The 12,555-nt window shown below is 67.0% G+C and carries 9 protein-coding genes; 5 read left to right on the plus strand and 4 right to left on the minus strand.

Annotated features, from left to right (window positions below; all coding sequences use genetic code 11):
• Positions 1-3: 3 nt before the first annotated feature.
• From AC5QAH_RS11565 to AC5QAH_RS11580, 4 genes are read left to right on the plus strand one after another with little or no spacing between them, the layout of a single operon-like run.
• Complete coding sequence (locus AC5QAH_RS11565; protein ID WP_134958270.1) at positions 4-1,224, plus strand: M20 aminoacylase family protein; 1,221 nt, start codon at positions 4-6, stop codon at positions 1,222-1,224.
• Positions 1,221-1,772, plus strand: a complete 552-nt coding sequence (locus AC5QAH_RS11570) for a GNAT family N-acetyltransferase (protein WP_019338454.1) — start codon at positions 1,221-1,223, stop codon at positions 1,770-1,772. Before AC5QAH_RS11565 ends, AC5QAH_RS11570 begins: the two co-directional genes overlap by 4 nt.
• Complete coding sequence (locus tag AC5QAH_RS11575; protein WP_100051369.1) at positions 1,769-3,514, plus strand: ABC transporter permease subunit; 1,746 nt, start codon at positions 1,769-1,771, stop codon at positions 3,512-3,514. The genes AC5QAH_RS11570 and AC5QAH_RS11575 overlap by 4 nt, the downstream gene beginning before the upstream one ends.
• Before the next feature lie 16 nt (positions 3,515-3,530).
• The gene (locus AC5QAH_RS11580) at positions 3,531-4,508 is read left to right on the plus strand and encodes a transporter substrate-binding domain-containing protein (RefSeq protein ID WP_049453192.1); all 978 of its coding nucleotides are present in this window, start codon (positions 3,531-3,533) and stop codon (positions 4,506-4,508) included.
• A 143-nt stretch (positions 4,509-4,651) separates the two neighbouring features.
• Here AC5QAH_RS11580 and AC5QAH_RS11585 read toward each other — a convergent pair whose 3' ends face one another.
• Together AC5QAH_RS11585 and AC5QAH_RS11590 are read right to left on the minus strand one after the other, a co-directional pair.
• Positions 4,652-7,771, minus strand: coding sequence for a galactose-binding domain-containing protein (locus tag AC5QAH_RS11585; RefSeq protein ID WP_049453189.1), 3,120 nt, complete (start codon positions 7,769-7,771; stop codon positions 4,652-4,654).
• 165 nt (positions 7,772-7,936) lie between these two features.
• Positions 7,937-9,013, minus strand: coding sequence for an MBL fold metallo-hydrolase (locus AC5QAH_RS11590; protein ID WP_019338458.1), 1,077 nt, complete (start codon positions 9,011-9,013; stop codon positions 7,937-7,939).
• A gap of 104 nt (positions 9,014-9,117) precedes the next feature.
• On the opposite strand from AC5QAH_RS11590, the gene AC5QAH_RS11595 reads away from it, so the two are divergent.
• The gene (locus AC5QAH_RS11595) at positions 9,118-9,729 is read left to right on the plus strand and encodes a TetR/AcrR family transcriptional regulator (RefSeq protein WP_053442893.1); all 612 of its coding nucleotides are present in this window, start codon (positions 9,118-9,120) and stop codon (positions 9,727-9,729) included.
• On the opposite strand, the gene AC5QAH_RS11600 is transcribed toward AC5QAH_RS11595, so the two are convergent.
• Both AC5QAH_RS11600 and AC5QAH_RS11605 read right to left on the minus strand, forming a co-directional pair.
• Positions 9,726-11,672, minus strand: coding sequence for an EAL domain-containing protein (locus AC5QAH_RS11600; protein ID WP_241874322.1), 1,947 nt, complete (start codon positions 11,670-11,672; stop codon positions 9,726-9,728). The two genes, AC5QAH_RS11595 and AC5QAH_RS11600, sit on opposite strands and share 4 nt — an antisense overlap.
• A gap of 96 nt (positions 11,673-11,768) precedes the next feature.
• Positions 11,769-12,485, minus strand: coding sequence for an SDR family NAD(P)-dependent oxidoreductase (locus tag AC5QAH_RS11605; protein WP_241874321.1), 717 nt, complete (start codon positions 12,483-12,485; stop codon positions 11,769-11,771).
• Positions 12,486-12,555: the final 70 nt, after the last annotated feature.

The following is a 12,555-nucleotide window of genomic DNA, read 5'->3' on the forward strand; positions in this document are numbered from 1 at the left end:
GCGATGAGCGGAGAAACTGCGGCAGCACCGGGCCACGCCCGGCGGAATCCCGCGTCCATCGGCGTGTTGCCGGAAATTGCAGCACGTGCCGAGGCCGCCATCGCGATCCGCCATGACCTGCACCAGCACCCGGAGCTGGCCTTCGAGGAGCACCGCACCAGCGCCCGCGTGGCCGAGCTTCTGCAGCAATGGGGCTATGAGGTGACCACCGGCCTCGGTGGCACCGGCGTGGTCGGCACGCTGCAGCGTGGGCAGGGCAGTCGCCATCTCGGCCTGCGTGCAGACATCGATGCACTGCCGATCCATGAGGACTCCGGCCTGGCCTACGCCAGCCAGACCGAGGGCCTGATGCATGCCTGTGGTCACGATGGGCATACCGCCATCCTGCTGTCTGCCGCGCATTACCTGGCCCACCACGGGCGCATCGACGGCACCCTGCAGCTGGTATTCCAGCCGGCCGAGGAAACCGGCTCGGGTGCGTCGAAGATGATTGCCGATGGCCTGTTCGAGCGCTTCCCGGTGGATGCCATCTATGGCTTGCACAACTGGCCGGGCGTGCCGGTGGGCCACTTCGGCTTCGTCGATGGTCCGGCGATGGCATCGGTGGACTGGGCACGGCTGAGGGTGATCGGCCAGGGTGGCCACGGCGCCGAGCCACAGGGCAGCGTCGATCCGATCTTGGTGGCGGCGCACATCATCACCGCGCTGCAGAGCGTGGTGTCACGCAATGTCGATCCGCGGCAGATGGGCGTGGTCACCGTGGGCTCGATCCACGGCGGGCAGGCCGCCAATGTGATTCCAGACGTGGTCGAGCTGAAGCTGACCGTGCGCGCCTATCTACCGGAGGTGCGCGACACCCTGCGGCGCCGGGTCACCGAGATTGCCGAACAGACCGCCGCCGCGTTCGGTGCGCGCGCCGAGATCGAGTTCCCGCGCGGCTTCCCCAGTGTGATCAACCATCCGCAGCAGACCGCCTACATCCGCGAGGTGGCCGTGCAGGGCTTCGGTGCCGAACAGGTCGTTCCCGAGTTTGCGCCGCGCACGGCCAGCGAGGATTTCGCCTTCCTGCTGCAGGCACGACCGGGCAGCTTCGTGTTCGTCGGGAACGGCGAGAGCGCACCGCTGCACAGCCCGCGCTATGTGTTCAACGACGCCGCCATTGCCCCCGCCGCCAGCCTGTGGGCGCGACTGGCCGAAGACTATCTGGTGAAGGACGTGGCATGAGCAGCAACGAACGCTTCCTCTATACCTCGGTGGATGATCCGCTGGCGCGGCCGTTGTTCGATGGCCTGGAGCAGGAATACGACAGTCGCTACGCCGACGTGCGCCGACGCATCGGCGGCAGCGCTCGCGAGGAGCTGCAGCGCTATCCGGCGCAGGCTTTTGCGGCCCCGGTGGGCGCCTTCGTGCTGCTGCTGCGCGACGGGGTGGCGATTTCCGGCGGTGCGTTCATGCCGCACCGCGATCCGGATACCGCCGAATTCAAGCGCATCTGGACGCTGCCCGGGCTGCGTCGCCAGGGCATTGCGCGGCGCGTGCTGCAGGAGCTGGAAGAGCAGGCGGCGCGGCAAGGGTACCGGAGGGTGTTCCTGACGACCGGCTTCCGCCAGCCTGAAGCTGTTGGCCTGTACCTGAGCCACGGCTACACCGCGCTGTTCGATCTGGAGGCCGACCCGGAAACGGTTGCGCATCTGCCGTTCGAGAAGCACCTGCGGGCGACGACGCCTGTCGTTACCCCTGCACAGGCACTGCTGCACGGAGCCCACGCATGAGCACACCGTCGACCGCGCTGGAGGGCATCGCCGCTCGTCCGGCGCCCGGACAGGCACTGAAGATCGTGCCGGCCCGGCATCCGCTGCAGGTCTTCGGCACGGTGCTGGCACTGGCGCTGATCCTGATCGGGCTGCAGTCCGTGCTGGGCAATCCGCGCTGGGGTTGGGGCACCTTCGCCGAGTGGTTCTTCGCACGCCCGGTGCTGGAAGGCCTGGGTCGCACGCTGCTGCTGACCGCGCTTGGCACCGGCCTCGGTTTCGCGCTGGGTACGCTGCTCGCGCTGGCACGCGTCTCCGGTTCGCCGCTGCTGTCGGCGGTGTCGTGGGGCTATGTGTGGTTGTTCCGTTCGATCCCGTTGCTGGTGCTGTTGCTGCTGCTGAACAACCTGGGCTATCTGTACAGCACCATCGAACTGGGCGTGCCGTTCACCGGCATCAGCCTGTTCTCGTATCCGACCACACAGCTGATCGGTGTGTTCACCGCCGCGGTGCTGGGCCTGACCCTGAACCAGGCAGCGTTCTCGGCCGAAGTGATCCGCGGTGGCATCCTCTCGGTCGACCACGGCCAGTACGAGGCCGCGGCCGCGCTCGGCCTGCCGCGTGGTCGCCAGGTGCGGCGCATCATCCTGCCGCAGGCGATGCGCTCGATCCTGCCGGCCGCGTTCAACGATGTGATCGGCCTGGCCAAGAGTACCTCGGTGGTCTATGTGCTGGCGTTGCCGGAGCTGTTCTACACCGTGCAGGTGATCTACCGGCGCAACCTTGAGGTGGTGCCGCTGCTGATGGTCGCCACGGTCTGGTACCTGGTGATCCTGACCGTGTTGTCGCTGCTGCAGCGGCGCGTGGAGCAGCGCTTCGCGCGCGGCCAGCTGCAGCGCGAGCGCTCGGTGTCGCGGGTGTCGTCACCCGTGCGGACATCCAGTGATGCTGCGCCACGCGTGGCCAACCGCCCGCGCATCGCCACCCAGGTCGAAGCGGGCAAGGGTGCGGCGGTATCGCTGCATGGCGTGGGCAAGGTGTTCGGCGATCAGCCGGTGCTGGAAGACGTGAACCTGGACCTGCGCGCCGGCAGCGTGACGGTGCTGATCGGACCGTCCGGCGCCGGGAAATCCACGCTGCTGCGGTTGATCAACCACCTGGAACGTGCCGACAGCGGCTACGTGACTGTGGGCGGCCAGCTGATCGGCTACCGCCGCGAGGGTGACACGTTGTACGAACTGCCCGAGCGCGAGATCCGCCGCCGTCGTGCGGAAGTGGGCATGGTGTTCCAGGGCTTCAACCTGTTCCCGCATCTGACCGCGTTGGAGAACATCATCGAGGCACCGATCGCGGTACGTGGTGTATCGCGCGCGCAGGCCGAGCAGCAGGCGCGCACACTGCTGGAGCGGGTCGGCCTGGCCGACAAGGCCGATGCCTTCCCGCGCCAGCTGTCCGGTGGCCAGCAGCAGCGCATCGCGATCGCCCGCGCACTGGCGCTGCAACCGAAGGTGCTGCTGTTCGATGAACCGACCTCGGCACTGGACCCGGAACTGGTGGCTGAAGTGCTGAGCGTGATCGAGGAGCTGGCCAGTTCCGGCACCACGCTGGTGATCGTCACCCATGAACTGAGCTTCGCCCGCCGCGTGGCCGACCACGTGGTGATGATGGACCAAGGGCGGGTGATCGAGCAGGGCACGCCCGAGGCCCTGTTCGAGCGCCCGCGCCAGCAACGCACGGCCGATTTCCTGGCCAAGACCCTGTAGCCCCGGAAGGAACACCATGAGCCCTGCAGCACCGCGTCGCCCCTCGCGCAGCACCCTGTTGATCGTGGGCGTGCTGGTCATCGGCATCGCCGGTATCGTCTATTCGCGCGTACGCCAGGCAGCGGATGCCGGCGCCGTGGCCGCGACCAGCCTGGCCGGTGCGAACACAGCCGTGCTGAAGGGCACGTTTGACCCGAAGGCGCAGGCGTTGATTCCGGCCGACTATCGCTTCGTCACCCCCGGTACGTTCACCGTGGCCACTCATCCGGGGCAGCTGCCGCTGGCCGACTATGGTGCCGACAGCAAGGACGTGGTCGGCATCGAGCCGGACATCGCGCGGCTGATCGCCGATGGGTTGGGCCTGAAGCTGGTGATCGTACCGGTGGCCTGGCCCGATTGGCCGCTGGGGCTGGAATCGGGCAAGTACGATGCGGTGCTGTCCAATGTGACGGTCACCGAGGAGCGCAAGAAGAAATTCGATTTCTCCAGCTATCGTTACGACCTGCTGGGCATCTACACGCGCACTGATGGGCCGATCCAGAAGATCGAGAAGCCGGCGGATGTCGCGGGGCTGAAGGTGGTGGTGGGCGCCAGCACCAACCAGGACCAGATCCTGCGTCAGTGGGATCAGCAGAACATCGCCGCGGGCCTGAAGCCGGTGGAGTACCAGTACTTCGACGACGCGGTGGTCGGCCGCTTGGCGGTGATCACCGGCCGCGCCGATGTCTCGTTCGAGCCCAATGCCACCGGCGCTTATTCGGCACGCGATGGCAAGGTGCGGCGTGTGGGCCTGTTCCCTGGCGGCTGGCCGAACGCTGCGGCGATTTCGGTGACCACGCGCAAGGGCAGCGGCCTGGCCGACGCGGTGACGCAGGCGCTGAATACCCAGATCGGCAGCGGCACCTATGCGCAGGCGCTGAAGCGATGGAATGTGGCCGAGGAAGCGGTGCCGCAGTCGCAGACCAATCCGCCGGGGTTGCCGACGCTGCAATGACGCCGGGCGTGGCCCGGCGCTACCTCCGTCTTTGTAGAGCCGAGCCATGGCGTGGATCTAATCGCGGAGTCTGCCTTTTGTAGAGCCGAGCCATGCTCGGCTGCGGTTCGCGCGATGCGCGATGAGTCGAGCATGGCTCGACTCTACCAACGCGCCTCCAGTGTCCGGAACGGCTTCGACAACCGCACACCCTCGGCATCGAAGTCGGAAACGCTACGCCCATCCACACGCACGGTCTTCGGCATCGTCCGCGCCGGCCACCAGACCTTCACCACCGTCCCGCCGCGCAGCCCCTCACCAAGCGCCACCGTCAGCACGCCGTCGCGTTGCCGCGCCTGCATCTGCAACGCGCCATACGCTGTCGGCAACCGCTCCACCGCCAATCCATCGCCTGCCACCCACGAGGGCGGCGTACCCGGCAGCAGTGAGAGGGCATCATCGTCTTCGCGCATCAGCATGCCGAACAGCGTGCGGCCGTACTCGGCACCAATCCAGGTATGCGGCATGTCGCCCAGGTAACGCGGAAAACGCAGGCGTGAGTGCACGACCTCAGCCAGCACCTGCCACTCAAGCGGGCGCCGATCATGCAGCAGTCCCTGCAGCAGCTCATCGGCCACCTGCGGCTGGCCCAGGTGCACATAGCTCAGCACATTGCGGATCTCGTACGGTGTGTACGCGTACAACGCACCAGGCTGACTGCGCTTGCGCACATCGTCCAGATAGCGCGCGAAGGTGGTCCGCAGCGCCTTGGCGGGCAGCACGCTCTGTGCGCCGGTCGGGTCCAGTGCGATCGAAACGCCGGTGGGATCGCCATCGCCCAGGTCGGCCGAGGAGGGAATGAAGTCGATGCCCTTCCACGCCATCGTCGCCCGGATCGAGGCATGCAGCGCGTCGTAAAGCAGTTTGTACTGTTCCCGTGCCCACATCGCAGTCTCGCGGTCGCCCAGTGCCTCGGCCAGCCACGCGCCGTCGTGCCACCCTTTGAGGCCCCAATAGTCGTCCCAGTAGCTGTGAGTGGGAGACGGATAACCCTCATGGCTGATCGACGGCGCAAGAATGCCCGCGAAGCGCTCCGGCGCTGGCTGGTCGGCCTTGTAGCCGGGCGCCAGCGTGCGTTCGCGCAGTTCCTGCAGGAAGCGCAGCGCTGCCTTCACTTTCGGCAGATAGGCACGTACCGATTCGGGTCCGCCATCGAGGCGCGCGACATCGGCCACCAGCGCCACGTACTGGCCCTGGCTGTCGTACTCGATATCCGAACCGAAACCGGTGTTGACGCTGCCATCGTCGTTGAGGATCGGCGAGACCAGGCCGTTGGCATGCACGCCGTGTTCGCTGTACCAGCCCAGGTAGTCGCGCGCGACCTTGGCCTCGCCCATGCGCAGCAGCACCGCCGAGGTGGCCATGCCGTCGCGGATGAAGGAGCGGTTGTAGTTGCGCGGGCCGGGCTGCATCGCCGGGCCGGTCTGGTTGATCAGCATGTAGGCGGCCTGCGCACGCAGCATGTCGACCAGTGAGGGATCGGGCAGGCGCAGCCCGACCTGGCCCAGCCGTGCCTGCCAGTCCGCGGAGGCCTGCGCGGCCAGTGAATCGAACGCCGCATTGGCATCGCGGGGCAGCGTGGCTAGATCGAGCGCAGGCGCTTCGGGCAGTGCGCCCTTGGTATCGGCGGCGGTAGTACCCAGCGGGAACGCGACCACGATGGCATCGCTGGCCCCCGGTGCCAGTGATACGCGGTAGTTCAACGCAGCCGAGGCAAGACCCTGGTCGTCGCGCGTCTGTTGCGTGGAGGGCAGCTGGCCGGCAGCGAGGGTCGCGGTGATTTCCGTTGCGCCATCCTTGCCGAACGGCGCCGCGCCGGACGCAGCCACTGGCGTGAGCGACTGCAGCAGCGTGCGTCCATTGATGCGCACCGCCTGCCCATCGATGGTCACATCGCGGATCGGTGACAGCCCGCCGTTCTGCCACGGCGGATTCATCTGCATCGGGCGCACGACCAGGCTGAGCGTGCCTTCGATCCTGGCGCTGCCCGTGTTGTGCAGGCGATGCCGCAAGAACGTTACCGGCTGGCCGTCGCGCTCGATGGCGAATACCTCGCTGCGCAGCTCCAGGCCGGGCTGCGGTGACCACGTAGCGGAGGGCATCGGCTTCCAGCCATCCCGCAACGCGTGCTGTATCGGCTGTCCTGCCGCGCCCGCGGCACGCCCGTCAGCGCCACGCCAGATCGGCTGCACCAGCGGCGCGCCCTTGAAAGCTTCCAGATTGCCGTACTCGTCGAAGATTGATTTCTGTCGTCCTGCGTGCACACCGACGGCGGTCCAGAAGGTCTGCTGCATCTGCAGCGACGCCGGGAACAACGCACGCTGCACGCCGCTGGCGGTGATCTGGTACCGCTTCATCGGCGTCATTACCGCCTTTGGCCCGAGCAGGCGCAGTCGCGCGACCTGCGGTGCGGGGCCGTCCACGCTCAGCCGGAACGCACGCAGGGGTTGTGCCGTGTCAGCAGCCAGCCAGCTTTGCCGATGATTGGCCGCCTGTGCATCGTGTGCGAGGTCCTGCCAGCGGCCCTGTGCATCCTGCGCCTGCAGTCGTGCAGCGCCGCGCGCGCCATCGGCCCAGTCGACCACCAGGCCAGCCGTGGATTGAGCCTGCGGCAGCGTGATCTCGAGCGCATGGGATCCACCTTTTCCGGTCGGAACCGCAATGGTGCCGCCGCCTTGCCAGAGCGCGGCTGCCTGTGTTGCATCGACATCGGCGATGCGTGCGCTGAGCGTGCTGTCCAGCGGCTCCATTTCGAAGATCGACACACCCCAGTCGGAGGTGCGCTGCGGACTGGCCAGTCGTAGATAGCGCGCCTGCCGCGGCGCGAAGTACAGCGTTTCCACATCGCCCAGTGAATCGGCCATCGTGTACGCGGTCTGCCACTGCGTACCATCCATTGAGGTCTGCAGTGAATAGCCTTCCGGGTTGGAGACATCCCAGGTGAGTCGTGCGCCAGCCAGCCGGGTGGGCGTGCCCAGATCGATCTGGAACCAGTGGCCGGGGCTGAAGGCGCCGCCGGTGACGGTCTTCGGGTCGCCGTCGATCAGGTGGCTGATCGCCATCGCTGGCACCTGCTGCGAGGAACTGCTGGCCTGCCATTGGCTGCGCGGGGGAAGGGGCTGTGCCTGTGCGGCAGCGGCGAGGGCGGCCAACAGCAGGGTGGCGGCAGCTCGCCATGGAATGGCTGAGCGGGAGACCTTGGAGCGTTCGGCGCGCAATGTCATTACGTACAGCCTCGCAGGTTCGGCCGGTGTCGGGCGAGCGCTACGCTAGCAAGGGATGTAATCGGTTACATGACGCACTGCAGCGTCGCAGGCCGCTTCTGTGGTTGACGCAGCCGAGCATGGCTCGGCTCTACATGGTTTCCGGTAGGTCAAGCGCACCGCACGCTACAGCTCCACCGTCTCCCACCAGCGCGTACCCGCCTGCGGCGCCTGCATGTCCAGCGCTTCGCCCATCATCGGCGTAGCCACCGGCACGTTCTTCGCGGCCGCCAATGCGGTGATGCGCTCGAACGGCTGCTGCCACTCGTGCAGGGCCAGGTCGAAGGTGCCGTTGTGGATCGGCAGCAGCCACTTGCCGCGCAGGTCCAGGTGCGCCTGCAGCGTCTGTTCCGGCTGCATGTGCACGAACGCCCAGCGCGGATCATAGGCGCCGGTCTCGATCATGGTCAGATCGAACGGACCATACTTCTCGCCGATGGCCTTGAAGCCGTCGAAGTAGCCGGTGTCGCCGCTGAAGAAGATGCGGAAGTCGTCGTCCTGGATCACCCACGACGCCCACAGGCTGCGGTCGCTATCGCCCAGGCCGCGGCCGGAGAAGTGCTGGCCCGGGGTGGCGGTCAGGCGCAGGCCGCTGGCCTCGGTCGATTGCCACCAGTCCAGCTGTTCGACCTTGCTGGCGTCCACACCCCAGGCAATCAGCTGGTCGCCGACGCCGAGCGGGGCGATGAAGCGCGCGGTCTTGCCTGCCAGCTGCATCACGGCGGCATGGTCCAGGTGGTCGTAGTGGTTGTGCGAGAGGATCACGCCAGCGATCGGCGGCAGCTCTTCGATGCTGATCGGCGGTGCGTGGAAGCGGGCCGGGCCCATCCACTGCACCGGCGAGGCGCGCTCGGAGAAGACCGGGTCGGTCAGCCAGTACTGGCCGCGCAGCTTCAGCAGGATCGTGGAGTGCCCAAGCCGGAACAGGCTGCGGTCCGGCGCGGCGTCGAGGGTGGCGCGGTCCAGCGGCAGCACCGGAATCGGGTGCGCAGGGACGGTGCCCTTGGGTTTGTTGAAGAGGAACGTCCACCAGATCTCCGCACCGTCGCGCAGGCCCATCGCCGGACGGGGCAGGGCATTGTGGAACTTGCCGTCGCGGTACTGCGGTGAATCGGGGAAGTCGGGGAGGGACCAGGATTTGCAGAAGGTGTAGGCGGTCACGGCGAGGATTCCAAGCAAAAGGACAAGGAGCAGGCGCTTCATGGGTGACGTCCGCTGGGTACACTGCACAGTGTAGTTTCGTGTTTTTCAAAAGTACACTGTCCGGTGTAAAATGTGCGCATCCGTTCAGTTATCCGGTTTCTGCCATGCCCCGTGCCCCGCAACGCCTGACCGACCGTAAACGCGATGCCATCGTGCGCGCGGCGGTGGAGGAGTTCCGTGCCTCGGGCTACGAGGCCACCAGCATGGACCGCATCGCCGAGGCGGCCGGGGTCTCCAAGCGCACCGTCTACAACCACTTTCCCAGCAAGGAAGCGTTGTTCTCGATGATCCTGGAGGAGCTCTGGGAACGCAGCGTGGCCAGCGACGCGTTACCGTACCGCACCGACCAGCCGCTGCAGGCGCAGCTGCTGCAGTTGCTGGGCCAGAAGCTGGAACTGCTCAGCGATGCCAACTTCATTGACCTGGCGCGGGTGGCGATGGCCGAGATCATCCACTCACCGGAGCGCGCGCAGGCCATCGTCTGCCGCATGGGCGAAAAGGAAAGCGGCGAGAGTGCCTGGATCCGCGCGGCCATCGCTGATGGCCGGCTGCGCGAGGTCGATCCGGAATTTGCTGGCCACCAGCTGCACGGGCTGGTGAAGAGCTTTGCGTTCTGGCCACAGGTGACGATGGGGCAGGCGCCGTTGAACGCACAGGAGCGTGCACGCGTGGCCGAATCGGCGGTGGCGATGTTCCTGGGTTTCTACGCGGCCTAGCCGGCAGCGAAGCGGCGGAACTCGTCGGCCGGCAGCGCCGCCGAGTACAGATAGCCCTGGCCGACATCCACACCCAGTGCGCGCAGTTGCTGTTCCTGCGCCAGGGTCTCGGTACCTTCGGCCACCACGATTGCACCGCAGCGGTGCGCGACTTCGACGATGAAGCGCACGATCGACTGCGACTTGGCGTCGGACAGGGTGGCGATCAGGGCCTGCTCGATCTTGACCTCGGCGATGGCCAGCTGCGAGAGCAGGATCAGGGTTGAATAGCCAGCGCCGAAATCATCCAGTGACAACGTGACCTCCGCCGCCAGCAGCTGTGCGATGTTGGCATCGACCACGTCGCGCTCGACGATCTCGGTCCATTCGACGATCTCCAGGCGCAGCATCACGCCGGGCACATCGTGCAGCTGCAGCAGTTCCTGCAGGCGCAGGCCGAAGCCGGGCAGGCGCAGTGACTCGGCCGAAACATTCACGGCGATTTTCAGCTGCGTGCCATCGCGTCGGCACTGCTGCAGGAAGTGGATGGCCGACTGCAGCGTGGCCCATTCCAGTTCAGCCAGCCGCCCCTGCCGGCGCAGCAGCGAGATCACCCGCATCGGCGCGATCAGCCGACCCTCGCCGTCGCGCATGCGCAGCAGTGCTTCGGCGCCGACCAGCTGGCGATCCTGCAGGCGATGCTTGGGCTGGTAGCACAGCGGGGCGTCGCCCTGCTGCAGCCAGCGATCAAGGGCGACTTCAATCAGGGCGTCGATCTCGCTGTCGCGCTGGATCGGGTCGTCGAAGAACACGACGCCGGATTCGATCGCACTCAGCGCCACGGTGATTGCCCGGAAGGGCAGGTGGCCATCGTCTGCCGCGGCCGGTGGCTTCAGTTCGACTACCGCGCAGCGGAACAGCGGCCGGAAGCCGGGCCAATCGCGGCCGACCTGATCGGCCAGGTTGCTGGCCAGCTCGGTGATCTGCGGTTGCGTGCGCAGTTCGGACAAGGTCAGGTCGCGCACCAGGATCGCCAGCGCGGCATCGCCGAACTGGTAGATCTCCAGCTGGCAGGCCGGCAGCGAGGGCAGCAGCCGATGCACCTCTTCGGTGCTGTCGCGCTGCCACAGGCCGTTGTCCTGCAGCGGACCGTAGCGCAGGCGCAGGTCGCGCAGGTTGCCCATCTCGGCCACGATAAGGCAGGCCTTGCCGATGCCGTCGTTGTCGCGCCAGTAATGCTGCAGGCGTTCGCCGAGCGCACGCATGTTGGGCAGGCCACTGATCGGATCGATGCGCAGCCAGGCGTGTTCGCGCTGGCGCTGTGCATCGATCTGCGCATCGTTGTAGACCAGTGCGAACACTGCGCCCAGCATCAGCAGTGACAGCGGCAGTGCCAGCAGGCGCTGGATTGCCAACTCCTCCACGGGCAGCTGATGGGCGCCGATGATTGCGACGCCCAGTGCCAGGCCCAACGCAGTGACGACGATACGCACGCCCCAGGCCTGCAGGATCATGCGCAGCGAGAGTTCATTGAGCATGCGCGGGTGCAGGCGCCTGCGCAGCCAGACACCGGCCAGCATCTGCAGCGTGGCCTCGAGGCCGGCTGGCAGGAAGTATAGGGTGCCGACGAACTGGTAGCGGGCCAGCAGGCTGGCGCCCAGGCAGGCCAGGCCACCGCGCCAGCCGCCGAGCAGTCCGCTGACCAGCAGGATGTCGAAGCCGAGGTGCAGCTTGACCACGCCCTGGGTGTAGCGGGCCACGAACCAGGCGTTGAACAGGTAGATCAGGCCCAGCGCCACGCCCACGTACAGGCGGCGGCCTTCAATGGCATGGCCAGCGCGACGGGTGGCGATCAGCAGCACGCCGATCATGCCGATCACCGCCGTGGCCTGCAGCAGGTACAGCGGCAGGCTGGGCAGGGCGCTGTCCAGGACCTGGGCCGAGACCCGTGAAAGCGCATCCATAGCAGGTTCCCGCCTGTGACTGACGGCCAGTGGGGAGCAGGGTAAACCACAGGCGCCCGAGCGGCCACCAAGGGCCCCGGGCCGAGGCCTCTGCAGTCAGTAGCGCGGGTCGGCGATGGCCGGCAGCACCAGTTCGCGTACGAAGCCGGACGGTGACAACTGCAGCGACGCGCGCACCATTGCAACGACGTCGTGCACCGGCACCAGCTCGCCGTCGCCGCGCGCTGCGGCCTCTGCAGCCGGCACCGACAGTGCATCGTCGGTGTTGAGGTAGCCCAGCTGCAGGCTGGTCACCGCCAGGCGGCGATCGCGGAAACCCTCGCGCAGTGCATCTGCGATGCCGTTGAGTGCGAACTTGGATGCGCCGAACGCCACTTCCGGGCGGCCACTGCGCGGCAGCGCCGAGGTCGAGCCGGTCAGCACCAGCTGCGGGCGTGGCGCCCCGAGCACCCGCGGCAGCAAGCGCTGCAGCAGCACCAGGGTGGCGGTGATGTTGACGTCGACCAGTTGAGTAAGCGCGGCATCGCTCTCGTCGAGGAAGGCGTACTCGTCGCTGAAGGCGGTCTCTTCCCAGATGCCCAGGTTGTGGATCAGCACATCCAGATCGGCCGGTGCCTGCGCTGCGATGTGATTGGCAGCCAGGGTGGGTTTGGACAGATCGGCTTCGATCCACTGCAGGGTGACACCCTCGGGGCATTCAAGGTCGCGTGGACGGCTGCGCGAAACACCGATGACGGTGTCGCCCGCACTGCACAGGCCTTCCACGAACGCCCGACCCAGGCCCCTGCTGGCGCCGATGACCATCAATTTCATGTTGCTTCCTTCCATTGCGCGCTCTGCTGGGCGGTGTGCTTCGGGATCGGCGAGAATCCGTAGGGTCCCC

This window comes from Stenotrophomonas sp. YJH_SMC_43, assembly GCF_059372535.1.

Excerpts from the sequence above, each read along its gene's own strand:
- AC5QAH_RS11565 (WP_134958270.1), top strand. The coding sequence starts at position 4 with ATGAGCGGAGAAACTGCGGCAGCACCGGGCCACGCCCGGCGGAATCCC.
- AC5QAH_RS11570 (WP_019338454.1), top strand. The coding sequence starts at position 1,221 with ATGAGCAGCAACGAACGCTTCCTCTATACCTCGGTGGATGATCCGCTG.
- AC5QAH_RS11575 (WP_100051369.1), top strand. The coding sequence starts at position 1,769 with ATGAGCACACCGTCGACCGCGCTGGAGGGCATCGCCGCTCGTCCGGCG.
- AC5QAH_RS11580 (WP_049453192.1), top strand. The coding sequence starts at position 3,531 with ATGAGCCCTGCAGCACCGCGTCGCCCCTCGCGCAGCACCCTGTTGATC.
- AC5QAH_RS11585 (WP_049453189.1), bottom strand. The coding sequence starts at position 7,771 with ATGACATTGCGCGCCGAACGCTCCAAGGTCTCCCGCTCAGCCATTCCA.
- AC5QAH_RS11590 (WP_019338458.1), bottom strand. The coding sequence starts at position 9,013 with ATGAAGCGCCTGCTCCTTGTCCTTTTGCTTGGAATCCTCGCCGTGACC.
- AC5QAH_RS11595 (WP_053442893.1), top strand. The coding sequence starts at position 9,118 with ATGCCCCGTGCCCCGCAACGCCTGACCGACCGTAAACGCGATGCCATC.
- AC5QAH_RS11600 (WP_241874322.1), bottom strand. The coding sequence starts at position 11,672 with ATGGATGCGCTTTCACGGGTCTCGGCCCAGGTCCTGGACAGCGCCCTG.
- AC5QAH_RS11605 (WP_241874321.1), bottom strand. The coding sequence starts at position 12,485 with ATGAAATTGATGGTCATCGGCGCCAGCAGGGGCCTGGGTCGGGCGTTC.